The sequence below is a fragment of the Amycolatopsis sp. genome, from assembly GCF_035546795.1.
GTDB lineage: Bacteria > Actinomycetota > Actinomycetes > Mycobacteriales > Pseudonocardiaceae > Amycolatopsis_E.
On sequence record NZ_DASZWC010000039.1, the window covers coordinates 82,881 to 108,634 of the forward strand.

The following is a 25,754-nucleotide window of genomic DNA, read 5'->3' on the forward strand; positions in this document are numbered from 1 at the left end:
ACGTAACCTGTATGACGGCCCGCCACTGAGCGGGCTATGGCGCGATTACCGGGCCGCCTCGCGCGGGCCGTGTCGCAAGCCCTCACCCATTGTCGAGTAATGCAGGAGACTTCCGTGTCGGCGTACGCGATCGTCAAGACCGGCGGCAAGCAGTACAAGGTGGCCGTCGGCGACGTCGTCGAGGTCGAAAAGCTCGAGGGCGAGCCGGGCACCGAGCACACCTTCCCCGCCGTGTTGTATGTCGACGGCGGCGAGGTCACCACGGACGCCGACGCGTTGGCGAAGGTCTCGGTCACCGGCAAGGTCGTCGAGCAGACCAAGGGTCCGAAGATCCGGATCCACAAGTTCAAGAACAAGACCGGCTACCACAAGCGGCAGGGTCACCGGCAGAAGCTGACCCGTGTCGAGGTCACCGGAATCAGCAAGTAAAGGAGCTGAGCAGGCATGGCACACAAGAAGGGTGCTTCCAGCTCCCGCAACGGTCGTGACTCCAACGCCCAGTACCTCGGCGTCAAGCGGTTCGGCGGCCAGGTCGTGAAGGCGGGCGAGATCATCGTCCGGCAGCGGGGCACCAAGTTCCACCCCGGCGTGAACGTCGGCCGTGGCGGGGATGACACGCTGTTCGCCCTCTCCGCCGGCGCGGTCGAGTTCGGCGCGAAGCGCGGCCGCAAGACGGTCAACATCGTCCCGTCCGAGGCCTGAGGCCCGGTCCAGACGTAGAGCTTCTCCCACGAGGGGCGGGCCCGGAACATATCTGGGTCCGTCCCTCGTTTGTGTTCGAAGCAGGTTTTCCAGTACCAGTGAAAGGCAAGACATGGCGTCCCGGTTCGTTGACCGCGCGGTGATCCAGGTGGCCGCCGGCGACGGCGGGAACGGTTGTGCCTCCGTGCATCGCGAGAAGTTCAAGCCGCTCGGCGGCCCCGACGGCGGCAACGGCGGGCACGGTGGCGATGTCCTGTTGGTCGTGGACCCGAACGTGCACACCCTGCTCGACTTCCACTTCCGTCCGCACGCCAGCGCGGGCAGTGGAAAGCAGGGCCAGGGCAGCCACCGCGCCGGTGCGGCGGGGGAGACGCTGGAGCTGAAGGTTCCGGCGGGCACCGTCGTGCTCACCGAGGACGGTGAGGTGCTGGCCGACCTGACGGGCCCGGGCACCGAGTTCGTCGCGGCGCAAGGCGGCCGTGGTGGTCTCGGCAACGCGGCGCTCGCGTCGCGCGCCCGCAAGGCGCCGGGGTTCGCGTTGCTGGGTGAGCCGGGCGAGGCCCGCTCCCTGGTGCTGGAGCTTCGGTCGGTCGCCGATGTCGGTCTGGTGGGGTTCCCGTCGGCGGGCAAATCCTCGCTGATCTCGGTGCTGTCCGCGGCGAAGCCGAAGATCGCCGATTACCCGTTCACCACGCTGGTGCCCAACCTCGGCGTGGTCACGGCGGGGGACACCGTGTTCACGATGGCCGACGTGCCGGGGCTGATCCCGGGTGCCAGCGAGGGCAAGGGCCTCGGCCTCGATTTCCTGCGCCACATCGAGCGGTGCGCCGTGCTGGTGCACGTCGTCGACTGCGCCACGTACGACCCTGGCCGCGACCCACTGTCCGATATGGACGCGCTGGAGTCGGAACTGGCCCGCTACACCCCGGCGCTCGGCGGCGAGCTGGGCGACCGGCCCCGGGTCGTGGTGCTGAACAAGATCGACGTGCCGGACGCCGCGGAGCTGGCCGAGATGGTCAAGCCCGAGCTGGAGGCACGCGGGCTGCCGGTGTTCGAGGTGTCCACCGCGAGCCGGAAAGGCTTGCGGGAGCTGACTTTCGCGCTCGGCGCCATCGTCGAGAAGCACCGCGCCGAGCAACCTGCCCCCGAGGCGGAACGCATCGTGCTGCGGCCCGTGGCGGTGGACGACGCCGGGTTCACGGTGGAGCCGGACCCGGAGGAGCCGGGCGGTTTCGTGGTGCGCGGTGTGCGCCCCGAGCGGTGGATCCGGCAGACGAACTTCGCCAACGACGAGGCCGTGGGCTACCTCGGCGATCGCCTCAACCGCCTTGGGGTGGAAGAACAACTCGCTCGCCAGGGTGCGAAGCCGGGCTGTCCGGTCACCATCGGCGGCGTCACGTTCGACTGGCAACCGTCCACGCCGGGCGTCGTGCAGCACCTGTCCGGCCGTGGCACGGACGTGCGGCTGGAGGACCACAGCCGGATCAGCGCCGCCGAGCGCAAGGAAGCCCGCCGTATCCGCCGGGAAGGCGTCCCCGACGAGGTGGAGGACGACGAGGACGACGAGGCGTGAGCGGCACCCGGAAAGCCGTCGCCGCGGCTGAACGTATCGTCGTCAAGGTCGGTTCGTCCGCGCTCACCACGGCGGGCGCGGGCCTGGATGTCGACAGGCTCAACGTGCTCGTGGACGCGGTCGCGGGCCGGATAGCGCGGGGCAGCCAGCTGGTGCTGGTGTCCTCGGGCGCGATCGGTTCCGGGCTCGCTCCGCTGTCGCTGAAGAAGCGGCCCCGCGATCTGGCCACCCAGCAGGCCGCTGCCAGCGTCGGGCAGTTGGCTCTCGCCCACGCGTACGCGGAGTCCTTCGGCCGGTTCTCGCTCACGGTCGGGCAGGTGCTGCTGACCTCTGACGACGTGGTCCGCCGCTCGCACTATCGCAACGCGCAGCGCACGCTCTCGCGACTGCTGGCGCTGGGCGCGGTGCCGGTGGTGAACGAGAACGACACGGTGGCCACCGAGGAAATCCGCTTCGGCGACAACGACCGGCTGGCCGCATTGGTGGCGCATTTGATCGGCGCCGACGCGCTCGTCCTGCTGTCCGATGTGGACGGTCTGTACGACGGGGACCCCCGCGACGGCGCCACCCGCAAGATCACCGAAGTCGCCGGGGATTCCGACGTGCACGGCATCGCGGTCGGCATGTCCAGCTCCGGGCTCGGCACCGGTGGCATGGTGTCCAAGCTGGCCGCCGCGCGCACCGCCGCCGCGGCCGGGATCCCCGTGCTGCTGGCCGCCGCGGACCAGGCGGATCGCGCGCTGACCACAGCCGAGGTCGGGACGGCGTTCGTCGCCGCGGACAGCAGGCTTTCCGCCCGCCGGTTCTGGCTGGGCTATGCGGCCGGCCCCACCGGCCGGCTGCAGCTTGACGACGGGGCCGTCGCCGCCGTGGTGCGGCGGCGACGTTCCCTGCTCGCCGCCGGGATCACCGGCGTGGACGGCGATTTCCAGGCCGGTGACGTGGTCGAACTCGTCGACACCGCACAGCGTGTGGTCGCCCGCGGCGTGGTGGCCTTCGACGCGGGGGAGCTGCCCGATCTGATCGGCCGCTCCAGCCACGAGCTGCCGCCCGAGCAACGGCGCGAGGTCGTGCACGCCGACGACCTCGTCCCGTTCCGCCGCACGTCACCTTAGTTCGCTGCCCTTGGTTTCGGGCAGGGTCAGGATCACCACGAACGCGATCGCCGCCGCCCCGGCCACGTACCAGAAGAACGCGATAGAGGCGTCCGCCGCGGCCAGCGCGCTGATCAGCAGCGGCGCGGTGCCGCCGAACACGGCCACGGTCAGGTTGTACCAGGCGCCGATGCCCAGCCCCCGCAACGTCGTGGGGAACAGCTCGCTCATGATCGCCGGTGCCAGCGAGGACAGGGCCGCGTAGAGGCCCAGCCCGACGCAGAACACCACGACCAGCCCACCGAGCCCCGGACGGACCAAAGTGGACAGTGGCACGATCAGGATCGCCATCGCCCCGGACCACACGAGCAGCTGCGGTTTCCGCCCGAACCGGTCCGACAGCATCCCGTAGGGGTACTGCAGCACGACGAACAGCGCGGTGCCGATCGACAGCGCGAGGAACACGTCCACGTCGCCCGCGTGCCGTGTCTTCACCGCGAACGGCGTGAGCGCGCTGAAGAACGTGTAGTAGCAGAGCGTGGACAGCATGGTGATGCCCACGAGCTGCCCGACCGCCTTCGGGTGGTTCCGCAGGGTGGCCAGCAGCGGCCTGCGCACCCGTTGCGCCGTCGTCTTGCTCTGTTCGAACAGTTCCGTCTCGGACAGGCTGCGCCGCAGCCACAGCCCGATCGCGCCGAGCACCCCGCCCAGCAGGAACGGGATCCGCCAGCCGTAGGAGTTCAATTCCGCCTTGTCCATCGTGCGCGCCAGGACGAAGCCCAGTACCGAGGCGATCAACACGGCCGAACCCGTCGAGATGTAGAAGAACGACGAGTACCGGCCCCGCCACGCGGGCGGCGCTATCTCCCCGAGGTAGGCCGAGGCGTTGGACACCTCGCCGCCCAGTGACAGGCCCTGGGCGATCCGCGCCAGCACCAGTAGTACCGGCGCCAGCCAGCCGACCATGTGGTACGTCGGCAGGATGCCGATCACCACCGAACCCCCGGCCATCAGGCTGATGGTCAGGATCATCGCCGGCTTGCGGCCCCGCACGTCGGCGAATCTGCCCAGTAGCACCCCGCCCAGCGGACGGAAGAAGAACGCCAGCGCATAGGTGGCGAAGGTGTTGATCTGCGCCAGTGTCTCGTTGCCCGAAGGGAAGAAGGCCGTCGCGAAGTAGATGCTGAACGTGGCGTAGATGGTCCAGTCGAACCATTCCAGCGCATTGCCCACGCTCGCGGCGAACAGTTTCCGGACCGGCAGCCGATGCCGGACCGCCGAACCCGTCACTGCTTTCGACTCGGTCATGGGGACCTCCACGCCACTGCCGGTTGGTGGGAGATTGCCACACAACAAGGCGTTTCGGAAGGTCTCCGGCGAATCAGGCGGTACTTGCCAAGGCGAAGGGCAGCACCTCCCCGGCGCCGGCCCGGCGCAGCAACCGGGTGGCCATCGTCATCGTCCAGCCGGTGTCCACCACGTCGTCCACGAGCAGCACCGGACCGTCCACACCGGACAGTTCCTGCTTCAGGCCGGGTGGTAAAGCCAGCCGTGGCAACAGATCCGCGACCCGGAGCGCGCTGTTGGCCCGGCGCGGCGGCTCACCGTGCGCCTCCAGCGTGCCCAGGAAGCGCAGCCGCCCCACCTCTGCCAGCCCTTCCGCGAGACTGGCCGTCAGCCTCGGCCGGGTACCGGACGGCAGCGCGACGACGGCGACCGGACGTTGCTTCCATTCCCATGCCGCCAGCACCGCGACGCAGGCCTGGAACACCGAGGCCGGCACCTCGGCGTCTTTGGCGTTGCTGCCGACGAGCTCGCGGAGCCTGTTACCCCAGCCGACATCGGTGAGCCTGCCCAGCGCACGACCGGAACCCGCCTGCTCGTCCTTCGGGATCCGGCCCGACAAGGGCACGTCCAGCGTGCCCAGCCCGCTCGGCCACTGACGCCGCGCCGCGATTTCGACCCCCGGCCGCTGCAGCCGTTGGCCTGTCGCCTCGACCACGCTTGCCGCGATCTCCGTTGTGCGGCGCTGCCCGGTGCAGTTGTCGCAACGGCCGCACGGCTCCGCGTACGGGTCGTCCAGCTGGCGCCGCAGGAACTCCATCCGGCAGCCGGGCGTCTGCTGGTAGTCGAGCATCGCGCGCTGCTCCGCCGCGCGTGCCTGGCCCACCCGCTCGTACCTTTCCGCGTCGTAGCGCCATTCCTGGCCAGTGGACTCCCAGCCGCCTTTGACCCGCCGCACGGCGCCGTCGACATCGAGCACCTTGAGCACCATCTCCAGGCGCGACCGGGACAGCTCCACCAACGGTTCCAGCGCGGCTGTCGAAAGTGGACGATCGGCTCGCGCGAGAGCGTCCAGCGCCTGGCTCACCCGCCGCTCGTCCGGGAAGGCCAGCGAACTGAAGTAGTTCCAGATCTCTCGATCTTCCTTGCCGGGCAACAGGATCACCTCGGCATGCCGGACCCCGCGCCCGGCGCGGCCCACCTGCTGGTAGTACGCGATCGGCGAAGACGGGGCGCCGAGGTGCACCACGAAACCCAGGTCCGGCTTGTCGAACCCCATGCCCAGCGCCGATGTGGCGACCAGCGCCTTGACCCGGTTCGCCAGCAGGTCGTCCTCCGCCGCGGCGCGTTCGGCGGGATCGGTCTTGCCCGTGTACGCGGCCACCGGATAGCCGTGTTCGCGCAACAGCCCGGCGATGTCGTGCGCCGCGGCGACGGTGAGCGTGTAGATGATCCCTGACCCCGGCAGCTCGGCGAGCTGCTCGGCCAGCCACGCGATCCGTGCCTCCGGGCTCGGCAGTTCGGTCACCGACAGGTGCAGGCTCTCCCGGTCCAAAGTGCCGCGCAGCACCAGTGTTTCCCCGCCGTCGCCCACGCCCAGCTGCTCGGCGACGTCGGTGACCACCCTGTCGTTCGCGGTGGCCGTGGTGGCGAGCACCGGAACCCCTTCCGGCAATCCGGCCAGCAATGTGCGCAACCGCCGGTAGTCCGGCCGGAAATCGTGTCCCCAGTCGGAGATGCAGTGCGCCTCGTCCACCACCAGCAGGCCCGCGCCTGCGGTCAGCTTCGGCAGCACCGTGTCCCGGAATTCGGGGTTGTTGAGCCGTTCCGGGCTACAGAGCTGAGGGGACATTTAAATTCCCAGTGGAGTTGGGGTCCTGAACTGCGAAAACGTGCCGATGGGAGTGGTTGTGGCGGCTCCGGTCCGATAGTGATCGTCTCGCGGCTGCTGGCGCCGATGCGCAATTAGGTCGAGTCTGCGGCACGGGCCGGGATCCGGGCGCGCACGATCAACTCGGCCAACCCCGAGGAATGGGACACCATCTACGAAGAGGTCGATCGCGGCGAGAGGCTCCGCTCCGGAGGCGTGCACGGCTTTGCTCTCTTCTGGCCTTTACTGGGTCGGTTCAGTGAACCTCGCTATTGGCATTGCCAGACGTTGAAGGGTTGCCACGAGCGGCGCACCACCGAAGATCCAACAGTCCCTACGTTCAGGGAAATCCTCTCGACCTTACGGATCCGAGCGGCATGTGCTGGTCGTGGGCGAGCTGGGCGTGTTCGGCTGCCCACTTCGTCTGGGACCATCGAACCGCATTCGAAATCGGACTGGGTGTGGCATCGCTGGCAATCCCAGTCGTCGGTTAATTCGTCGGCGGCACCCTGTTGGCTGATACGGCCATCGGCGCAGTGGTCACGACAACCGCGAGCGCAATTGGAAACGGGCTGTTTTATGCGGATACAGCCCTGTCAATAGCCGACGCGAGATACACTTGCCAAACGGGCGGCGTGGCGGGCTGTGCCGTGAGCGTGGCACGTATCGGCGCCGGAGTAGCTGGTTACGGATTCGCAGCAGGCGCAAAGGCTCTATCGAAGTTGTCCGAAGGTGCGGGCTCTGCGGTAGGCCGGTGGGCCTACCGGCAGGCATCGAGGGGTCTGAACGTCGGCGCGTGGCTGCAGAATATCGCCTCACTAGGCTATTCCATCGCAGGTGGCTGTAATATGTCGGCTGCGGGCGACCGGAATCGACTGGGGTCATGAGTGGCAGTGCGTTGAGGGAGCAGGTGAGATGCCAGACACCAATGAAGAGCGCCCGCTGATTGAGCGCCAGTTGGTCTGGCGGGCACGCATGAAGCTGAAGAGGGTGCGGCGTGAGGGCAGAACGGGGTTGCTTGCCTACTCCGTGATTCCGTCAAGTAACCGTTCCGGTTACCGGTATTTGCGATTCGTGTACGTTCGCGAAGGCGCGCGCGAATTGTATGCAGGGAGCGTGGACAACCGTGCTGTCATATGGACCGACCTCCCGCCCGGTGTCCACCGGCTCACGTTTGTGGTGAGCGATGCGGGGAAGGAAGTCTCGTTCTGGAAGGACATCACGCTGGGACCTGGCCAGATTCTCGCTGTCTGGTGCTATACGACGTATTCGTTCAAGGTATTCGACCGGAATCCCCGGCCGAACCGATGGTACATCGGCGTCCTGGGCGGCCAACCGAAGCAGTGAAAGGCTGAGGGCGGCGGCAGCCGGGACCGGATCGCCGTGGTGGGCCAGCGCGGCGTGGTGAAGGAGTACCTACACTCGCGGCTCACGTACCACCCCAGGATAAGCGCCCGGCACAAGCTCGGCGAGGCGTCTCACACGCGTGCGCGCGGGGAAATCACGGATTTGGCGGGCAAGGCGTGAAGAGGTGGCGTGTTGCGGGATCTCGGTGGTAATCCCCCATTATCGCTCGGCGGCGGGATCACTGTCGCTCGGTCCACGGAGCTGGCCGCCGACCACGTCGAGCTGCAGATCGGCGTGGACGTCCGGCTCCCCGCCGGGGGTGGTGGCGACACCGGCGGACACACAGACGCCAGACCACCAACAGCAGGCCGTCGGGCTACAGAGCTGAGGGGACATTCAAATTCCCAGTGGAGTTGGAGTCCTGAACTGCGAAAACGTGCCGATCGGGGGTGGTGGTGGCCCGAGTGCTCGGCCCTGGGCATCCTGGGTCGGTGCGTGGCAGGTAGACCGTTCGTGTAAGCCTTGTCGCACTGGGTTACCTGGCAGTCCGTTGTTGCGATCGGGTTGTATGGGGGCATGGGCGATCTGGAGCTCCGTGCTGAAGCCGATGCCGTCCTTGCTGAGCTTGTCGGTGACGCAGGGGGTTCGGCGCGATTACGGGAGGATCAGTGGCAGGCGGTGGCGGCACTGGTCGAGGAGCGTCGGCGCGCCCTGGTGGTGCAGCGCACTGGCTGGGGCAAGTCGGCGGTGTACTTCGTTGCCACCGCTCTGCTGCGTCGGCGCGGCTCCGGTCCGACGGTGATCGTCTCGCCGCTGCTGGCGCTGATGCGCAACCAGGTCGAGTCTGCGGCGCGGGCCGGTATCCGGGCGCGCACCATCAACTCGGCCAACCCAGAGGAATGGGACACCATCTACGAGGAGGTTGAGCGCGGTGAGACCGACGTTCTCCTGGTAAGTCCGGAACGCCTTAATTCTGTGGATTTTCGCGAGCAGGTGTTGCCCAAGCTCGCGGCCACGACCGGTCTGCTGGTGGTGGATGAGGCGCACTGCATCTCCGACTGGGGCCACGACTTCCGGCCCGACTACCGTCGGTTGCGGGCGATGCTCGCTGAGCTTGCCCCCAGTGTGCCGGTGCTGGCCACCACGGCGACCGCCAATGCGCGGGTCACTGCGGATGTGGCTGAGCAGTTGGGTACCGGCGTTGGCGAGGCCCTGGTGCTGCGCGGCCCGCTGGAGAGGGAAAGCCTGCGACTGGGGGTGGTACGGCTACCGGATGCCGCGCACCGTCTTGCGTGGCTAGCAGAGCATCTGGACGAGTTGACGGGCTCCGGGATCATCTACACGCTGACGGTGGCCGCAGCCGAGGAGGCTGCCTTCTTTCTGCGGCAGCGCGGCTTCCGGGTGGCCTCCTATACGGGGCGCACTGAGAACGCCGACCGGCTGCAGGCTGAGGCTGACCTGCTGGCGAACCGGGTCAAGGCGCTGGTCGCGACTTCGGCGCTGGGTATGGGTTTCGACAAGCCGGACTTGGGTTTCGTGGTCCATCTCGGTGCGCCGTCCTCGCCAATCGCCTACTACCAGCAGGTGGGGCGGGCCGGGCGCGACGTGGCGCACGCCGATGTGCTGCTGCTGCCAGGCAAGGAGGACGAGGCGATCTGGCGCTACTTTGCCGATAGCGCCTTCCCATCCGAGGCGCAGGTTCGCCAGACCCTTTCGGCCCTCGCCAGTGCGGGACGGCCGCTGTCCGTGCCGGCCCTGGAGGCGCTGGTGGATCTTCGGCGGAGTCGACTGGAGACGATGCTGAAAGTGCTGGATGTCGACGGCGCGGTCAAGCGGGTGAAGGGCGGGTGGATCTCCACCGGCGAGCAGTGGGTCTACGACTCCGAGCGGTACGCCTGGGTCGCCCGGCAGCGGGCGGCCGAGCAACAGGCCATGCGCGATTATGTGCGCACGGCCGAGTGCCGGATGGATTTCCTGCGCCGGCAGCTGGACGACGAGGGCGCGGCCCTGTGCGGGCGTTGCGACAACTGCGTGGGCACGTGGGTCGATTCAGCTGTTTCAGCGGAGATACTGTTAGACGCGGTGCAGGAGCTGGACCGCCCGGGGGTGGAGGTTGAGCCGCGCCGGATGTGGCCGACAGGCATGCCTGCATTGGGCATCGACCTCAAGGGGCGTATATCGGCCAAGGAACAGGCTTCCACCGGGCGTGCCCTGGGGCGGCTCTCGGACATCGGCTGGGGCAACCGGCTGCGCCCGCTGGTGGCCGAGAACGCACCTGACGGGCCGGTTCCCGAGGCTGTCCTGCGGGCTGCGGTGGCGGTCGTCGCCGACTGGGCGCGCACTCCGGGCGGCTGGGCTTCGAACGCCCCGGACGCTGCTGCCCGGCCGGCGGGAGTCGTTGCTGTGCCGTCCGTTACCCACCCCCAGTTGGTCGGCTCCCTCGCCCAGGGGATTGCGCGAATCGGACGCATCCCGTTCCTGGGCACTCTGGCCTACACGGGCCAAAGCGGTGCGCATACGGCGCGCCGCAGCAATTCCGCCCAACGCCTCATGGCGCTGTCCGGCGCCTTCACCGTCCCTGAGGATCTGGCTGGCGCCCTGGCGCGATTTCCAGGCCCTGTCCTACTCCTGGATGACTACACCGACTCTGGCTGGACCCTTGCCGTCGCTGCTCGGCTCCTCCGCCAAGCAGGCAGCGAACAGGTGCTCCCCCTAGTCCTCGCTGCGACGAACTGAGCTTTCCTATTCCCCGTGCAACTGACTCGTTGCTCTGCCGTGGCGGACCTGGCGCCAGCCTCGTGGCCACCGGATTTGGTCAACGCGGCGGCCGTCACCCAAACGGGGTTCTTGGTGTTCTCAACCACGAGTTGGTGGAATGTCGCCCTAAGGCTGCGATGACGGCGCTTGCGCCTGCATCGCGCAGCGCTGCCTCAGCGGGGCAGGTGCCGCTTGTGGGCTGCCCGCAGTGTGAGCGTGATCAGCAGGAACGCGGCGATCAGCGCGAGGGTCGGCAGCAGCTGTGTCATGGTGTGGCGCCACTTCGTTGTGTGCTCGGGACTGGGGTGAGGGTATCGCGGCCATGGCCTTCTAGGACAGCAGGAAGTAGCGCAGCCACAGGTACGGCGCGGCGAGCAGGATGGTGAGGGCGGTGACGATCGCCCCCTTCTTGGTGAATTCCCAGAACGAGATCGGGACGCCTTCGCGTTTGGCGATGCCGAGCATGACGACGTTGGCGCTGGCTCCCACGGCCGTGAGGTTGCCCCCGAAGTCCGCACCCAGGGCCAGCGACCACCACAGCGCTTCGGCATGGGTGGGATTGCCGATTCCCTGCACCAGGTCGGCGACGAGCGGGCTCATGGTGGCGACGTAGGGGATGTTGTCGATCACGCCGGACAGCAGCGCCGACACCACGAGGATCAGCATCACCGCGACGAGGGCGTTGCCACCGGTGGCCGTCGCGGCGAGTTCGGCGAGCTGGCCGATCACCCCGGTGTGGACCAGGGCGCCGACCATGACGAACAGGCCGGCGAAGAACAGCAGGGTCTCCCATTCCACGCTCGCCAGGTAGTCCCGCGGCCGAGTCCGGGAGATCAGTACCAGCACCCCCGCCCCGAGCAGCGCCACCACCGAGGGTTCGAGGTGGAACACCGAGTGCCCGATGAACCCGGCGAACACCGCGGCCAGGACGACGCCGCACTTGATCAGCAGCCGGGTGTCGCGGATCGCTTCGCGCTCGTTGAGGGCCATCACGTCCGCGACCCGCTGCGGGTCGGCGGTGAACGACCCGCGGAACAGCCACGGCAGGATCACGGTGAAGGCCACGAGTTCGATGGCCACGATCGGGGCCATGTTCACGATGAAGTCGTTGAAGGTCAGCCCGGAGCGGCTGGCGATGATGATGTTCGGCGGGTCGCCGATCAGGGTGGCGGCGCCGCCGATGTTGGAGGCGAGGACTTCGGCGATCAGGAATGGCACCGGGCTGATCCCGAGTCGGTCGCAGACCAGCAGCGTGACGGGCGCGATCAGCAGCACGGTGGTGACGTTGTCCAGGAAGGCCGACGCGACCGCGGTGATCAGCACCAGCAGGATCATCACGCGCAGCGGGGAGCCCTTGGCGCGTTTGGCGGCCCAGATGGCGGTGTATTCGAACACGCCGGTGCGGCGCAGGATCCCGACGATGACCATCATCCCGAACAGCAGGAAGATGACGTCCCAGTCGATGCCGGTGTCGTGGGAGTAGAAGATCTCGTCCGAGCCGACCACGCCGAACGCGACCACGAGCCCGGCGCCGGCCAGCGCGGCGACCATTTTCGGGATGCGTTCGGTGGCGATCAGCAGATAGGCGAGTACGAAGACGGTGATGGCGAATACGGTGCTCATCGCACCGCCCCAGGCGTCAGCGCGGGGCCAGTGCCAGTTCCAGCAGGCGGGAGGCGGTGATCACTCCGACCAGGTCGCGGCCGGCCACCACCGCGGCCAGCGGGCAGCGCAGCCTGGCCATCGTCGCCGCGACTTCGACGATGGTGTCGTCGGCCTGCACCGTGGGCACCTCGGTCTTGTCGTCGGGTAGCAGGGTTTTGACGGTCTTGCCCGCGAGCTTGTCGGCGATCCGGTCGGCCATCGACTCCGAGAGCACCCCGGCCAGCGACGGGTCGTCCTGCACATAGCGGGGCACCAAGAACCGCACCACCTGCGAAGCCGGCAGGATCGAGCACGGACACCCCGTCTCGTCGGTGACCACGATGCCAGGCAGCCGGCGGTCGGCCAGCAGCTGGACGGCCTCCAGGGCGTCGGAGTCCACCGTGACCACGGGGAATTCCTCGGCCATCTGTGATGCGTGCATACCGCGAGCCTACGGCGAATCGGTCGGTCATGTCCCCGTTCCCTGATCGTTCTTGTCGTGTTCTTGAGGGGGCACGACCGCGTTGTCCTGGTCGGGTGTGCCGGTCGGCAGGTTGTCGTGTGGTTCGACCCGCAGGGCACGGGCGACAGGTACGTCGGTGGAGGAATGCAGCACGATCGACAGCGCGATCGTCACGGCGACCAGGTCGAACACGGTCTCGGCGTCGGCGATGCCGGACTGCAGCGCCAGCAGCCCGTACACCACCGAGGCGAAGCCCTTCGGCCCGAACCACGCCGCGGTGGTCTGCTCACGCCTCGACAGCGGCGTACCCAGCAGCGACAGCAACATCGCCGCCGGGCGCACCAGCACGATCACGACCACGGCCAGTGCCCAGCCCCCGAGGGTCAGGTGCGACAGGCGTTCGGGGGTGATCAGCGCCCCGAACACCAGCAGCGCGGCGAATTTGGTGATCTCCGAGACCAGGTCGCCGAAGGGTTCGAAATGCTCGGCCGCGACCCGGTCCAGCGTCGCCAGTGTCGCCCCGGCCGCGAACGCGGCCAGGTACGGGTTGGCATCGGTCAGGTGACAGGTCGCGTACAGCAGCACCGCGATCGCCACCGGCCCCAGCGCCTGTAACCGAGGCTCCGCGGTGAGCAGCCGTGTCCGCCACGCGAGCGCCACCAGGGCCGGGATCACGATCCCCAGCACGAGGCCCGCGACCAGTTCGATCGCCACGGTGCCCAGATGTGACTGCTCGTGCGCTGCGGTGGCCAGGAAGATCAGCACGAACGGCAGCGCCAGCCCGTCGTTGAGCCCGGACTCGAGATTGAGCAGCCGCCGCAGCCGCAGCGGCACGTCGGCGCGCCCGACGATTGCCGAGGCGAACACCGGATCGGTCGGCGAGAGAATGGCGCCCAGCAGGAGGGCCGTGGGCCAGTCCAAGCCCGTGAGGAAATGCGCGGGCAGGGCGATCCCGACCATGGTCAGCGGCATGCCCAGCCCCAGTGCCCGGCCCGAGAGCCGCCAACTTTCCCGCAGCGCGGGCAGGCTCGCTCGCTGCCCGTCGGTGAACAACACCGTGAACAGCGCGATGTCCGCCAGCGTGCTCACCAGGGGATCGGTGGGGTGGATGGCGATCAGTCCAAACCCGCCCTGCCCGATCAAGGCGCCGGCGAGCAGGAACAGCAACGCCGTGGACAGCACCGTGCGGGCCGCGATCCCCGACAGGGACACGCTGATCAGCAGCACCACGCCGAATGCGAGAACCAACGCCACCAGGACACTCCCGCTGTAGCCGCCCAACCCGGCCCCGGACCTCGGAGACGGGGTGCCGACCAGACTTCCCGGCGCGCCGCCCGTAAAGATGCCGCAAAGATCGTGTCAAGGTCAAACCGGCAGGCCGTCATGCCGGCGAGCGTCACAAGATCAGCGTCGCCGCGCATGACCCCTGTGTTTGCGACACTGGGGCGGTGACGAGCATCCCGACAGCGGCCGAGCATGCCCGGCAACAGCTTGTCGGCGCGGCCGCAGGCTGCGAAAGCCAGCTCGACCGCTAGTGCGGAGACAATCCCGGACAGGCCCGGGCCCGGGAGATCCTCTCCGGGCTGGCGTGCGCCTGCCGGCGGGCGCTCGAGGTGTTCGAACTGGATCCGACGTTGATCAGCGAGCCGGCCGACACCGGCCGGCTCCAGGGCATCGCCGTGCTGGCCGACCTGGTCTTCCAGGTGACACTGGCGGTGTGCGCGGCGACCGCCCGCGCGACCGGTCCTCCCCGGCACAACGGTGGGACGAGGTCGAGACGCTGTATCAGCGGACCCCTGCGGGTCCCGACGGTCCTCCCCACCGTCATCGCACGGCGCGACCACGCGACCCCCGCCGGGTCGCAGGCCATCTCCGCTGCCCGCCTGGGCGCCCATCACGCCGCTCTCGCCACCGCATCCGCGACCGTCCGCACCGCGCTGAGCGCGGCGTCCTCGGTGCCGCAGCTGGATCCCCGCGTGACCGAACTCGTCGACCTCCGCACCGGCACGCCGACGACCTCGAAGCCCTCCACTTCGCACAGACCCGCACTATGAACACGGCCCTCGGCCTGGGCCACCCTGAGAGCTGATCACTGGCGCCGCATCACCGGCCTCGCCACCAGTGGGTCAAGGGTCCACTGTGGACAACCGTTAGGGGATGCCGCGGCGCACGTCGCCGGGAACGCGGTCGGCGCGCTCAAGGTCGCGACGGTCGCTGGAACGCAGCTGCCAGGGGACGCTGGTAACCATAACGCCGGGTTCGAACAGCAGTCGGCCCTTCAACCGCAATGCGCTCTGGTTGTGCAGGAGGTTTTCCCACCAGTGCCCGACGACGTACTCGGGGATGTAGACGCAGACCACGTCACGGGGGCTGTCGCGGCGCAAGTTCTTGACGTAGTTCAGGACCGGGCGGGTGATCTCGCGGTACGGGGATTCGAGCACCTTCAACGGCGCCTTGATGCCGTACTTTTCCCACTGCCGCTGCAGTTCGCGGGTCTCGGCGTCATCCACGTTGATGGTGATCGCGGTCAGCGTGTCCGGCCGAGCGGCTTTGGCGAAGGACATTGCGCGCTGAGTGGGCTTGTGCAGGGTGGAAATCAACACGACCGCGTGGACCCGGCTGGGTAGCAATGCGCTGGCCTCGTCCGGGGTAAGTTCCTCGCGGACGCGCTGGTAGTGGCGACGGATAGCGACCATGATCCCGAACAACACCGGGATCGCGATCACCACGAGGTAGGCGCCGTGGCCGAACTTGGTGATCAGCACGACCACCAGGACGACCCCGGTGAAGCAGGCACCGAACCCGTTTATGACACGACCGCGGTGGATGCGTCGCCGCTCGGCCGAGGTGGTGGCCGTTTGGAGTTCGCGGTTCCAGTGCCGGACCATGCCGGCCTGGCAGAGGGTGAAGGAGGTGAATACGCCGATGATGTAGAGCTGGATCAGCTTCGTGGTGGAGCCTGCGAACACGTAGATCAGCAGGGCGGCGACGAGGGCGAGCAGGATGATGCCGTTGGAGAAGGTGAGGCGGTCGCCGCGGGTGTGCAATTGCCGGGGCAGGTACCGGTGTTGGGCGAGGATCGAGCCGAGCAGCGGGAACCCGTTGAACGCGGTATTCGCCGCCAGGATCAGGATCAGCGCGGCGGTGGCCTGCAGGTAGTAGAAGCCGACACTGTGGTCGCCGCCGAACACGGCGGCGGCGATCTGCGCGATGACCGTACGCTGCGCGTCGGTTTCGCAGTTGCCGGCGAAACCGACGAGGTCGCAGGTGTTCTCCGCGATCTTGACCTGGGAGACCAGGGCCAGCACGGTGATGCCGCTGAACATGATGATCGACAGGATGCCCATTGCGCTCATCGTGCGCGCGGCGTTGCGACCCTTTGGCTTGCGGAACGCGGGCACCCCGTTGGAGATCGCCTCCGCCCCAGTCAACGCCGTGCAGCCCGAGGAAAAGGCCCGCAGCAACAGGAACAGCAGCGCCAGACTGGACAGTCCGACCTGTTCGGCGTGGATGTCGTAATGTGCGCTTTCGGCCACCGGGGCGTGCCCGAGTACGGCCTGGATCAGCCCGACCGCGACCATGATCAGTACGCCGGCCACGAATGCGTAAGTGGGGACCGCGAAGGCGCGGCCGGACTCGCGTACTCCGCGCAGGTTCATGGCGGTTAGGAGCGCGATGCACACGATGTTGATCAGTACCCGGTAGGAGTTGAGCTCCGGAACCGCGGAGATGATGTTGTCCACTCCAGCCGCGACCGACACCGCCACGGTCAGGACGTAATCGACCAAGAGCGCGCCAGCGACCACCAGCCCGGCGGTGGGCCCCAGGTTGTGGGAGGCGACCTCGTAGGAGCCGCCGCCGCTGGGATATGCCTGGACCACTTGCCGGTAGGACAGCACCACCACGATCAGCAGCACCACCACGGCGAGCGCGACCCAGGGTGTCAGGTGCAGCAGCGCGATCCCGCCCAGGGAGAGAACCAGGAGGATCTCCTGGGTGGCGTAGGTGACCGAGGAAAGCGGGTCGCTGGCGAAGATCGGTAGTGCCAGCCGCTTGGGCAGCAGCTCCTGGTGCAGCTGGTCGCTGCGGAACGGGCGGCCGAGCACCAGCCGCTTGAGTACCGAGGTCGGAGATCGCACGACCGCAGAGTAGGTAAGCCTCCGCTTGACCACCGGGAGCGAGGCATCAAAATTCCGTCAAAAACTTGCGGTCCGCGGGGGCACAGGCCGTTAGGGATGTGTCAAACACCACGAAACCCCGCGCGGGTGTACCTACCTTGTGGACGAACTCCCGACGCACCCTCTGCTCGATACAACGAAGGTGGCCAGAGCCTGATGTTTCACGAGGGCGACCTCGACCCGGTCCTGGCCGACCTCCTGTCCTGTCCCCTGGCGATCATCCTTATCGAATATTTGGCGATCGGGCGGCTATCGCTGAGCGAGCTACGGGCGTTGGCGCGGGCGAGACGGCGGGCGACTGAGGCCGCGCTGCGGGTGCTGGCGGCGCATCAGCTCGTCGCCCGGTGCGGTGTACGGGGCACCTGGGACGCGCGCCCGGAAGCTTCGGCACGGTTCGAGCTGACCGACAGCGGGCGGCAGGCAGCGCGACAGCTCGAGGAGCTCGACGTGTGGGTGACGATCTACCAGCGCTACCTCTACGGCCCGCCCGAGGCCGACGCCTGACTCGCGGGGATTTCGCTGGCCCCGCGGGCGTCGGCGGGCACGAAGATGATGACCATGAGCGCAGAATGCGTCGCGCGTTTCAGTGGCGCTCGGCGCGATGCTTGCCGTCGGTCATCAGCCACACTGGGAGCAGGAACACCAGCTCGCTGGGCAGGCTCGGCATCAGCTGGCCCTCGGTTGCGGCTCCCATCCAGAGATATCGGGTCCACGGACCGTCGCGATATCGGGACCGTGTCTTGAGCTGCCATCACAACTTCCACGACTGCGCCAGGACAATTATTGCACTATGCGATGCTTTCCGCAGGCGTCAATCGGGGTCAAGAGCCTGCGCGCGGCGTGCCGTATGCGGAACCTCGTGCCGGGGCCCGGACCGGCTGAGCGAGCTCGCGCCGACGCTCTGATCGCTCGAGCGTTGCGGCGCAGGCTGTTCGCCGACCTGACGGTGTTCTCGATTCGTCATCGGAATCGCGGTTCGGCGAACAACTAATGGCGCGATCTCCCAGTGTCCACAGTGGAGGATCAACTACTTGGACGACTGTCGTGATGGCCGGTCTCATGCGCGGTGGCGCGGGTGGGCCACGTGGGTCCGAGGGCACAACGGCCATCGGGGTTGGGGCCCTACGTCCCTTGCTGGCGAGTGGGTGCGTCATCGAGGGTCGGAGTGCTGCCGTGAGTGAGGAGGTTGGCCAGTGGTCCGGAAATCGCCCGAGGTGATCGTCGTGGGTGTGGACGGGTCACCGGGAAGTATCGACGCGCTGCGGTGGGCGGTGCGCCAGGCCCGTGCGACGGGAGCCGAAGTGCTTGCCGTGACGGCATGGGAGATACCGGCGACCTTTGGCTATGCACCGTCCTATGACGATGTCGACTGGGCTGCGGAGGCGCGCAAGACCGTGGACACGGCGCTCGGCGAGGTTGCGGAGGGCGGCCACTCGGTGGCCATGACGTCGCGGGTGGCGCGGGGCCATGCCGGCACGGTATTGGTCGAGGCAAGCCGCGATGCCGATCTGCTGGTGGTCGGCAGCCGGGGGCATGGCACGGCAGTGGGGATGCTGCTGGGCTCGGTCAGTGAGCACTGCGTGCATCACGCCGAGTGTCCCGTGGTGGTAGTTCGCCCACGCCGAGCCTGAAGGAGACGGGCGGTGAAGAGCACCCAGGACCTGGCGGCGGCGCCGTTGCCTACGGCCTTGGGCGAACTGCGCACGTCTCGAAGCGGGCTGACCACCGCTGAGGCGCAGGCACGGTTGGCGCGCTACGGGCCCAATGAAGTTCTCGAGCGTCGCCGCCATCCGCTACTGGTGTTCCTGGGGTATTTCTGGGGGCCGATCCCGTGGATGATCGAGGTCGCGCTGGTGTTGTCGCTGATCGTCGAGCACTGGACCGACGCGGTGATCATCGGGGTGCTGCTGGCGATGAACGGTGTGGTGGCCTTCGCCGAGGAGCACCAGGCGGCTGGGGCGATCGCGGCGCTCAAGCAGCGGCTGGCCGCGACCGCCCGGGTGCTGCGCGATGGTGGCTGGTTGAGCGTGGCGGTGCGGGAGTTGGTGCCGGGCGATGTGGTACGGGTCCGACTGCGCGATGTGGCGCCCGCCGACGCGCGGCTGCTCGATGACGTGTCGCTCACCGTGGATCAGTCCGCGCTGACGGGGGAGTCCTTGCCGGTCACTCGCCGCGTCGGTGAGGTGCTGTATTCGGGGTCCGTGGTGGTGCGCGGTGAGGCCGACGCGCTGGTGTACGCGACCGGCGCGGCGTCGTATTTCGGGCGCACTGCGGCGCTGGTGGAGACCGCGGGCACAGTGAGCCATTTCCAGCGGGCGGTGCTGCGGATCGGGCATTACCTCATCGTGCTGGCTCTGGCGTTGGTCGCCGTGACCGTCGTGGTGTCGCTGGCGCGCGGCAATCCGGTGCTGGACACCCTGACGTTCGCGTTGGTGGTCACGATCGCGTCGGTGCCGGTGGCCTTGCCGGCGGTGTTGTCGGTGACCATGGCGGTCGGGGCCCGCCAGCTCGCCCGCCGGCAGGCGGTGGTGAGCCATCTCCCGGCGGTGGAGGAGCTGGGCGGCGTCGATGTGCTGTGCTCGGATAAGACCGGCACGCTTACCCAGAACGCGCTTGCCCTGACTACCCAGTGGTGCGTGCCGGACGTCGGGATCGGTGATCTGCTCGCCACGGCGGCGCTAGCCTCCCGTGCGGAGGATCGGGACCCGATCGACTTGGCGGTGCTGGCCGCGGCGGGGGAGGTGCCGCGCGTCGAGATCGTCCGGTTCGTGCCGTTCGACCCGGTGACCAAACGCACCGAAGCCACCCTCCGCGACGCCGACGGCCGGGGGCGGCGGGTCAGCAAGGGTGCGCCCCAGGTCATCGCCGAACTTTGCGGTGAGGACCCGGCCGTAGCGGAGATGAACCGCCAAGCGGAGGAGTTCGCCACCCGTGGGTACCGCTCGCTCGCCGTCGCCCGCGCCGAATCCGACGGGCCCTGGCGACTGGCCGGGTTGCTCGCGCTGGCCGACCCGCCTCGCGACGATTCCGCCGCAACCGTCACCGCGGCACGCGAGCTCGGCATCGAGGTCAAGATGGTCACCGGTGACCAGGTCGCCATCGGCCGGGAGATCGCCCGCCAGGTCGGGCTCGGCGAGCGGATCGTCGACGGCGCGGCGCTCGGCACCGATGCGGCGGATCCGGCGTTGGCTGCCCAGGTGGAGGAGGCGGACGGGTTCGCGCAGGTCTTCCCCGAGCACAAGTACCGGCTGGTGCGGCTGTTGCAGTCGCGTGGCCACATCGTGGGGATGACCGGTGACGGGGTCAACGACGCGCCCGCGCTCAAACAGGCCGACGCCGGTATCGCCGTCGCCAGCGCGACCGACGCGGCCCGTGCCGCCGCCGATGTGGTGCTGCTCAGCCCCGGGCTGTCGGTGATCGTGCACGCGATCAGGCAGGCGCGGGAGATCTTCGCCCGGATGACCAGCTACGCCACCTACCGGATCGCCGAAACCATCCAGGTGCTGCTGCTGATCAGTCTCGCGATCGTGGCGATGAACTTTTTCCCCGTCACCGCCATCATGATCGTGCTGCTGGCGCTGCTCAACGACGGCGCGATCCTGACCATCGCCTACGACAGGGTCCGCGGCTCGGACCGCCCCGCTGCCTGGGACATGCGCACCGTGCTCACCGTCGCCACCGCCCTGGGCCTGATGGGGGTTGCGGAAACATTCCTGCTGTTCGCCCTCGCGCACTCGGTGCTCGGCATGAATCAGGATCTCATCCGCACCCTGATCTACCTCAAACTGTCCGTGTCCGGGCACCTCACGATCTTCGTGACCCGCACCCGCGGCCCCTTCTGGTCCCGCCCCCGGCCCGCGCACCTGCTGCTCGCAGCCGTCGTCGGCACCCAGCTCGTGGCCACGTTCATCGCTGTCTACGGGATGCTCATGACCCCGCTCGGGTGGGGCTGGGCCGGCATGATCTGGGCCTACGCCCTTGTGTGGTTCGTGGTGGAGGACCGCGTCAAGCTCGCCACCCACGGGTGGCTCGAGCGTCGTCCCGCCCGGCACCGGCGGACCTAGCCTGCGGTGACGGCCTTGTCCAGCCAACCCGGCTGTGACCAGTCGACGCGCTTGCCGTTCACGACGATGGTGGGTGTGCCGAAGCCGCTGCCTTGCTGGCTGGTCTGCCACAGCGATTTGTCGTTTTCGGCGGCGCTAAGGTTCTGCTGGATCTGCCGGCCATAGGTCTTAGTCTGGATCAGGTTGTCGAATTCGGCGCCGCTGACACCGAGCCGGTTGGCGAGGCTGGTGAGCTGGTCTTGGGTCCAGCCCGGGCCGTTCTCGGAGGGTTGCTTCTGGTAGAGGCTGTAGTGGAAGTCGAGGAACTTCTCCGGTACGACCGTGGCGACCGCGAGCGCGGTGTTCGCGGCATTCATCGAGTAGCCGGGTGGGTTGGAGCGGTCGTCGAGCAGGTTGAGCAGGTGGTAACGGACCTTGACGTCACCGGCGGCGAGATGTTTTTCCAGGTCGGGGAAATCGGCGTGTTCGAACTGGCCGCAGATCGGGCACAGGAAGTCCTCGTAGGCGTCGACGGTGACCTTCGCCGACCCGTCACCCACCAGCACAATCGCGCCCGCACGGTCCACGGTAGTCGGATACGTTCCCGACGCGTGGGCCACCGGGATGACCTCCCGGGCCGCTTCGGCTTTGCGGTGCTGTTGGTAGAGCACGCCGCCGATCACGGCCGCAGCCAGCACGACGACCACCACCACGCCGATGATCATCGAGACGCGGTTGCGTCGACCCCGGCGCGCTGAGATGACGGCCTGTTGTGCCTTGCGGCGCTTGCGCTGGGCGTTAGAGGTCGACATGTTCCCGCTTTCTTTCGAGGTGGTCGCCGGTGAGCCAGCCCTCTACCGACAGCAGCGTTCTGGGTCGCACGAGCAGCCAGGCCGCCAGGATGAGGAACCCGAGGTCGCGCAGGATCTCGCTGCCGTAATGGGTTTGGCCGGCGGTCACCTGGCCACCGCCACCGAAACAGCCGCAGTCGATGGCCAAACCACGCGCCCACGCCTGGGCCACGCCGGCGATGTAGGCGAGGAGCAGCACGGCCGACACCGCGGCCACCAACCGGGTGCCGAGGCCGAGCACGAGCAGCGCACCGAGGCCCAGTTCGAGGAAGGGCAGCACGGCCGAGAGCACGCTGGCCGTGCCGGCACCAAAGAGCTGGTAGGCCTGTACGGCGGAGTAGAATTGTCCGGGATCGGCCACCTTGATCGCACCGGACACCAGCCACACCGCGGCCAGGCCCAGTCGCATGACTAGGCCGACGGTGTCGCGAGCCACCGGCGAGAGTGGCGTGATGGTCCACATGAGAATCCTTGTCACGAGGGCCGATCCGCGTGCGCGACATGCCCGCAGTGTGCAACAGTTGCCCAGAGTATAGGTGGCTGCCGTGGGAGGGAAAGACGGGGATGACTCGTCGTCCTCCTGGGGCAAAGCGAGGCGCAATTTCTCGGGCTAGGCGGCTGACGTGGCGTGGCGGGGTGAAGGCGACCGCACGAATGGTGGTGGCAATCTCGGGCCAGCGCGGATCGGCGGGGTTGGTGGGGAAGCCGAGCGGGGGCGCGAGGCGTTTCCAGACCCGGGGGTGCGCCCGCTGGTTGGCCAGCAGCGTGTGCAGACCCGACACCTACCAGCCGGCCGCGCCGACCTTCTCTCAGCACCGGACGGCTCATGGGCATGCGTCTGCCTCACCGACCGCACGGTGACCGAGGCCGGTGACACCCCGCTGTGGAGCAGCATCAAACGTCTACCAACTCTGGGTCGATCTCGCCCGACCTGGCTGGGACCGGTTCGGCTTGACGGTCGGATCCGGCGGCCAACACACGCTGTGGCTGGACGAGCCGGGCGGCGATGACTGCTGGAGGCTTCCCGCAGCCCTAAGTGTCGTCGTGCTCGGCGACGTACGTACCTCGCCGCGGAGCAACGAACACGTAGCCCTCGTTGACCAGGAGCTTGATTGCTTTACGGACAGTGTTCCGGACCAGGCCGTACTCCTGCGCCAACCGTTCCTCGGAGGTGATCGGCCACCCGGGCTTCCAGTCGCCGCGCTTGATCCGGGCCGCGAGGATCGCGGCGAGCTGCACAGACTCCACTTGCGGCGCGTGTCGCGCGATCTGGGCATCGGGGTCGGCGTCGGGAACCACGGTGCGACGCTAGAAGATCAACTAATGGAGTCAACGAGCAAGCTCGTGCATGCACGTGCACGTACGTTCACGCGAACGGCCGATTGAGACTGGCACCGCAGCCGGCGACTATCGAGCGGAGTGTCGCGAACAGCTTCGGAAGTCGAAGCAGTTTCAGCTATCAGAACGGCGAAGTCAAAAATCCGGATCGGCCTATTGAGACCAAGGCCACGAAGAGCGAGGATAGGAAGCCCATGCGCGACCGCGAGTTCTAACAGCTGCAAGCCTGGCCGGTGGCTATCTGTCCCTCCCGCCGGCCCGAGCTGCCGGACCGACCCCCGGGTGCCGGTGGCTCGCCGCGGCGCCCCCGGCAGATGCCGCCATCTCGCCGGGGGCGCTGCCACAGCTCGTCGGCGCGATGTAGGGGCGCGTCGACGATAGCCCCCGGGTCATGCCCTCCCCCGCGATGGCCCGGGGGCCCACACGCCGAGAGCGACTCGGGAGCGACGATGACACAGGCCGAGTGGGACACCGACTCGGAGCTGGCCTTGTACGGCGTCGTGCACCGGATCGTCCGCCACATCGACTGCGGCGCCCACATCTGCCTTCTCACCAAGTGCGGTCTTCAGAGGCCGTGGACGGCGAGCGCGATGGACGTGAGGTGGCCGAGCGAGGGGTGCCCTGGCTGTGGGACCAGTGGGGAGTGAGCCGCATGGACACATTGCCTGCCAACCCACTGTCGATCGAACTGTCCGTTTCGCACCGTCGCCTGTGGTGGCACGTCGCCGACGAGGACGAACAGCCCGAGCGGTGGGATGTGTCCGCCGACATCTTCAAGCTCGGTGTATGCGGCGACGCCGAGCGGCACGTCGCGGACCTCCATTTCCTCGTCGCTGATCTCAGCGGTGAACACAACCTGCTGGACGGCGTGGCCGTCGGGGAATGGGCGCTGGAGTTCATCGCCGAAACCGTCATCGACCCCGCGACCGGCCGCCTGTGTCACGAACTTGAACAGCGCATCACCCCCGGGCCGCCACGGATGGTGGTCCTTCGCCACGTCGAGGTGGCCGAACCGTGGCGTCGGCACGGCCTGGCATGGGTGCTGCTGGCGAGCGCGCTCCACGTCATGGCGCCAACTGCCCGCCTCGCGGCCTGCAGAATAGCCCCCACCGACTACCAGTGCGACGACCGGGTTCTGGCGGAGCTGGAGAGCCTGCGCGCTGGCGTGATGCTGGAAAAGATCGGGTTCGAGCGGTGGCACGAGGTGCACATTGTTGATCCGCGCAACCCCGCCCTCGTTGACGCGGGAATCGACCTGCTGACCCGGTGGTGGCCGCACCGTGACTAGGTCTGACGCGAACCGAAACCGCGACGCTCTGCTTGCCGCGATCCGCCAGATTCCGCTGCCCGAGTTCGACCCCACTGACCCGTTGCTAGAGATCGATGCAGTGACGGACGGGTGGTTGACATGCCGCGACACGGTGATCCATGCGATTGAGACGGCGCCCGACGACGACGACCTGACTTCTGGGGTGCTCGGACTTCAGGAACCCGGGATCATCCCTGGTTATCGCTGGGACGACCACCAGATCATCCTCAGTGGGTGGCGGGTTTGCTACGCGGCTGTACTCCGTGCCATCGGGGATGCCGGGGGAGGCCCCACATCGTGTGGGTAGGCGTGTTCACCGGCTGGCTGTGCCATCAGGTGCAGCCGCACAACGCCACGCGAATCCGCCTTTCCAGTGGGCACGTGTTCGGGCTCGCTGAGTGCGGGGCTGCCTGCGCGCCGCTGCCACACGCCAATGGCCGCGCACGATGCCCGCGATGCTGGCCCCGCGCGCCGGCCCTGCCCCGCCGGGTTCCTCGCGCCGTTCCGCCGCCGCGATCGAAGCCGGGCGGGAGCCCGAACAGTCCGTGGTTTTCCAGCTTCGGAAGGACTGGCGATGAAAAGAACTAGGGAAGAAGCAATCGAGGGTGCCGCGTACCACTTCGCGCGTGCCAAGCAGAAGTTATTCGACCCAGAGCGCACCGTTGAGGAGCTTGCGCGCGCTGCCTACGACCCCGGATACGGTCCCGGCCTGGCCGAGCTTGAGCAACGTATTCGCGAATTTCGCCGAACGGCTGGCCTGGAGGATGACGTGACGTAACAGGGCGCCGCATGCAAGAAAGGCCCCTCGGCGCTGCTACCCGGGAAGCGGCGAGCGCTGGAGGGCCTCGGGGTGGCTACCGTGGTGGGCGGCGGCCGGTCAGGTGTCGATCACCGTGATGGCGCCGTTCTTCACCGCGTTCGCCGTGATGTGCTGCCGATCGCGGCGACCGCCGTGCCGGTGGCCGCGTCATTGATGGTGATCTCTCCGCTCGACTTCTTGAGGGTGAATGCCGCCGGATCACCGTCGTCCACGGTCACCGACGATTTGATGATCAGCTCACTGTCGTCATGGTGATGGTCGACCCGCTCGTGGCCATGCGTCCTCCTAGGTGTTCGGTCAGGTCAAGGCTCAGCGGGTTGGTGAGCACCCCGAGTACCAGTCCGGACACAGTCGCCCTGAGCAACACTTGATGAGGGCACAGGTCGCCGGGATCAGGTAAAAACGGGGTATGACTCGCCGTCCGCCCCGAAGCTCCGCCACACCCGGCCGTACGGGCCGGTCCGCCCAGCGTCCGGCTGCC

23 protein-coding genes are annotated in these 25,754 nt (G+C 67.9%); 13 read left to right on the forward strand and 10 right to left on the reverse strand.

The features are described 5' to 3' along the window. Positions 1–114 precede the first annotated feature (114 nt). The 4 genes from rplU to proB all read left to right on the forward strand — a co-directional run bounded on the left by rplU (position 115) and on the right by proB (position 3,390). Entirely contained in the window at positions 115–429 is a 315-nt protein-coding gene (gene rplU, locus VHD82_RS22245) for a 50S ribosomal protein L21 (RefSeq protein WP_091512575.1), read from the forward strand. Positions 430–444: 15 nt separating this feature from the next. Continuing rightward, complete coding sequence (gene rpmA, locus VHD82_RS22250) at positions 445–702, forward strand: 50S ribosomal protein L27 (RefSeq protein ID WP_325707062.1); 258 nt, start codon at positions 445–447, stop codon at positions 700–702. Between the two features lie 112 nt (positions 703–814). Then, positions 815–2,275: a GTPase ObgE gene (obgE, locus tag VHD82_RS22255; protein WP_325707066.1), complete on the forward strand. Its 1,461-nt coding sequence runs from the start codon at positions 815–817 to the stop codon at positions 2,273–2,275. Next, the gene (gene proB / locus VHD82_RS22260; RefSeq protein ID WP_325707069.1) at positions 2,272–3,390 is read left to right on the forward strand and encodes a glutamate 5-kinase; all 1,119 of its coding nucleotides are present in this window, start codon (positions 2,272–2,274) and stop codon (positions 3,388–3,390) included. Before obgE ends, proB begins: the two co-directional genes overlap by 4 nt. Here the strand turns inward: proB and VHD82_RS22265 are convergent. Together VHD82_RS22265 and VHD82_RS22270 are read right to left on the reverse strand one after the other, a co-directional pair. Then, positions 3,382–4,677, reverse strand: coding sequence for an MFS transporter (locus VHD82_RS22265; protein ID WP_325707072.1), 1,296 nt, complete (start codon positions 4,675–4,677; stop codon positions 3,382–3,384). The two genes, proB and VHD82_RS22265, sit on opposite strands and share 9 nt — an antisense overlap. A 73-nt stretch (positions 4,678–4,750) precedes the next feature. After that, complete coding sequence (locus tag VHD82_RS22270; RefSeq protein ID WP_325707075.1) at positions 4,751–6,505, reverse strand: helicase-related protein; 1,755 nt, start codon at positions 6,503–6,505, stop codon at positions 4,751–4,753. A gap of 933 nt (positions 6,506–7,438) precedes the next feature. On the opposite strand from VHD82_RS22270, the gene VHD82_RS22275 reads away from it, so the two are divergent. After that, positions 7,439–7,870 (forward strand): hypothetical protein, encoded by a 432-nt coding sequence (locus VHD82_RS22275; protein WP_325707078.1) that lies wholly within the window; start codon positions 7,439–7,441, stop codon positions 7,868–7,870. Between the two features lie 219 nt (positions 7,871–8,089). On the opposite strand, the gene VHD82_RS22280 is transcribed toward VHD82_RS22275, so the two are convergent. Then, positions 8,090–8,212, reverse strand: a complete 123-nt coding sequence (locus tag VHD82_RS22280; RefSeq protein WP_325707081.1) for a hypothetical protein — start codon at positions 8,210–8,212, stop codon at positions 8,090–8,092. 234 nt (positions 8,213–8,446) lie between these two features. Here VHD82_RS22280 and VHD82_RS22285 point away from each other — a divergent pair, with 234 nt between their 5' ends. Next, on the forward strand, positions 8,447–10,606 hold the full coding sequence (locus tag VHD82_RS22285) for a RecQ family ATP-dependent DNA helicase (protein ID WP_325707084.1): 2,160 nt from the start codon (positions 8,447–8,449) through the stop codon (positions 10,604–10,606). A 351-nt stretch (positions 10,607–10,957) separates the two neighbouring features. On the opposite strand, the gene VHD82_RS22290 is transcribed toward VHD82_RS22285, so the two are convergent. From VHD82_RS22290 to VHD82_RS22300, 3 genes are read right to left on the reverse strand one after another with little or no spacing between them, the layout of a single operon-like run. Beyond that, positions 10,958–12,250 carry an ArsB/NhaD family transporter gene (locus tag VHD82_RS22290; RefSeq protein ID WP_325707087.1) on the reverse strand — a complete coding sequence of 431 codons (1,293 nt, stop codon included), beginning with the start codon at positions 12,248–12,250 and terminating at the stop codon, positions 10,958–10,960. Positions 12,251–12,266: 16 nt separating this feature from the next. Further along, positions 12,267–12,713 (reverse strand): CBS domain-containing protein, encoded by a 447-nt coding sequence (locus tag VHD82_RS22295; protein ID WP_325707090.1) that lies wholly within the window; start codon positions 12,711–12,713, stop codon positions 12,267–12,269. 27 nt (positions 12,714–12,740) lie between these two features. Beyond that, the gene (locus tag VHD82_RS22300) at positions 12,741–13,988 is read right to left on the reverse strand and encodes a cation:proton antiporter (RefSeq protein WP_325707093.1); all 1,248 of its coding nucleotides are present in this window, start codon (positions 13,986–13,988) and stop codon (positions 12,741–12,743) included. Positions 13,989–14,347: 359 nt separating this feature from the next. Between VHD82_RS22300 and VHD82_RS22305 the strand changes: the two genes are divergently transcribed. Continuing rightward, the gene (locus VHD82_RS22305) at positions 14,348–14,788 is read left to right on the forward strand and encodes a hypothetical protein (RefSeq protein ID WP_325707096.1); all 441 of its coding nucleotides are present in this window, start codon (positions 14,348–14,350) and stop codon (positions 14,786–14,788) included. A 96-nt stretch (positions 14,789–14,884) separates the two neighbouring features. Here the strand turns inward: VHD82_RS22305 and VHD82_RS22310 are convergent, their stop codons facing one another. Then, on the reverse strand, positions 14,885–16,873 hold the full coding sequence (locus VHD82_RS22310) for an APC family permease (RefSeq protein ID WP_325707099.1): 1,989 nt from the start codon (positions 16,871–16,873) through the stop codon (positions 14,885–14,887). A 195-nt stretch (positions 16,874–17,068) separates the two neighbouring features. Between VHD82_RS22310 and VHD82_RS22315 the strand changes: the two genes are divergently transcribed. From VHD82_RS22315 to VHD82_RS22325, 3 genes are all read left to right on the forward strand, one after another. Further along, positions 17,069–17,416, forward strand: coding sequence for a hypothetical protein (locus VHD82_RS22315; protein ID WP_325707102.1), 348 nt, complete (start codon positions 17,069–17,071; stop codon positions 17,414–17,416). Positions 17,417–18,105: 689 nt separating this feature from the next. Beyond that, on the forward strand, positions 18,106–18,543 hold the full coding sequence (locus VHD82_RS22320) for a universal stress protein (RefSeq protein WP_325707105.1): 438 nt from the start codon (positions 18,106–18,108) through the stop codon (positions 18,541–18,543). Positions 18,544–18,555: 12 nt separating this feature from the next. Next, positions 18,556–20,976 (forward strand): plasma-membrane proton-efflux P-type ATPase, encoded by a 2,421-nt coding sequence (locus tag VHD82_RS22325; RefSeq protein WP_325707108.1) that lies wholly within the window; start codon positions 18,556–18,558, stop codon positions 20,974–20,976. Here the strand turns inward: VHD82_RS22325 and VHD82_RS22330 are convergent. The 3 genes from VHD82_RS22330 to VHD82_RS22340 form a co-directional block, all read right to left on the reverse strand. Next, a complete protein-coding gene (locus VHD82_RS22330) occupies positions 20,973–21,767 on the reverse strand; it encodes a DsbA family protein (RefSeq protein WP_325707111.1) in 795 nt (264 codons plus the stop codon). The genes VHD82_RS22325 and VHD82_RS22330 overlap by 4 nt on opposite strands. Further along, positions 21,754–22,269, reverse strand: coding sequence for a MauE/DoxX family redox-associated membrane protein (locus tag VHD82_RS22335; RefSeq protein WP_325707114.1), 516 nt, complete (start codon positions 22,267–22,269; stop codon positions 21,754–21,756). Before VHD82_RS22335 ends, VHD82_RS22330 begins: the two co-directional genes overlap by 14 nt. A gap of 569 nt (positions 22,270–22,838) precedes the next feature. Continuing rightward, entirely contained in the window at positions 22,839–23,105 is a 267-nt protein-coding gene (locus tag VHD82_RS22340; protein ID WP_325707117.1) for a winged helix-turn-helix domain-containing protein, read from the reverse strand. A gap of 613 nt (positions 23,106–23,718) precedes the next feature. On the opposite strand from VHD82_RS22340, the gene VHD82_RS22345 reads away from it, so the two are divergent. From VHD82_RS22345 to VHD82_RS22355, 3 genes are all read left to right on the forward strand, one after another. Further along, positions 23,719–24,432, forward strand: a complete 714-nt coding sequence (locus VHD82_RS22345; RefSeq protein ID WP_325707120.1) for a hypothetical protein — start codon at positions 23,719–23,721, stop codon at positions 24,430–24,432. Positions 24,433–25,027: 595 nt separating this feature from the next. Next, positions 25,028–25,231: a hypothetical protein gene (locus tag VHD82_RS22350; RefSeq protein WP_325707123.1), complete on the forward strand. Its 204-nt coding sequence runs from the start codon at positions 25,028–25,030 to the stop codon at positions 25,229–25,231. 72 nt (positions 25,232–25,303) lie between these two features. Further along, on the forward strand, positions 25,304–25,528 hold the full coding sequence (locus VHD82_RS22355) for a hypothetical protein (protein WP_325707126.1): 225 nt from the start codon (positions 25,304–25,306) through the stop codon (positions 25,526–25,528). Positions 25,529–25,754 lie beyond the last annotated feature (226 nt).

What these genes read in the sequence shown, in the direction of transcription:
- VHD82_RS22330 (WP_325707111.1), bottom strand. Translation starts at nt 21,767, where the DNA reads ATGTCGACCTCTAACGCCCAGCGCAAGCGCCGCAAGGCACAACAGGCC.
- VHD82_RS22275 (WP_325707078.1), top strand. Translation starts at nt 7,439, where the DNA reads ATGCCAGACACCAATGAAGAGCGCCCGCTGATTGAGCGCCAGTTGGTC.
- rpmA (WP_325707062.1), top strand. Translation starts at nt 445, where the DNA reads ATGGCACACAAGAAGGGTGCTTCCAGCTCCCGCAACGGTCGTGACTCC.
- VHD82_RS22285 (WP_325707084.1), top strand. Translation starts at nt 8,447, where the DNA reads ATGGGCGATCTGGAGCTCCGTGCTGAAGCCGATGCCGTCCTTGCTGAG.
- VHD82_RS22295 (WP_325707090.1), bottom strand. Translation starts at nt 12,713, where the DNA reads ATGCACGCATCACAGATGGCCGAGGAATTCCCCGTGGTCACGGTGGAC.
- VHD82_RS22270 (WP_325707075.1), bottom strand. Translation starts at nt 6,505, where the DNA reads ATGTCCCCTCAGCTCTGTAGCCCGGAACGGCTCAACAACCCCGAATTC.
- VHD82_RS22265 (WP_325707072.1), bottom strand. Translation starts at nt 4,677, where the DNA reads ATGACCGAGTCGAAAGCAGTGACGGGTTCGGCGGTCCGGCATCGGCTG.
- VHD82_RS22315 (WP_325707102.1), top strand. Translation starts at nt 17,069, where the DNA reads ATGTTTCACGAGGGCGACCTCGACCCGGTCCTGGCCGACCTCCTGTCC.
- VHD82_RS22335 (WP_325707114.1), bottom strand. Translation starts at nt 22,269, where the DNA reads ATGTGGACCATCACGCCACTCTCGCCGGTGGCTCGCGACACCGTCGGC.
- VHD82_RS22350 (WP_325707123.1), top strand. Translation starts at nt 25,028, where the DNA reads ATGAAAAGAACTAGGGAAGAAGCAATCGAGGGTGCCGCGTACCACTTC.
- obgE (WP_325707066.1), top strand. Translation starts at nt 815, where the DNA reads ATGGCGTCCCGGTTCGTTGACCGCGCGGTGATCCAGGTGGCCGCCGGC.
- VHD82_RS22290 (WP_325707087.1), bottom strand. Translation starts at nt 12,250, where the DNA reads ATGAGCACCGTATTCGCCATCACCGTCTTCGTACTCGCCTATCTGCTG.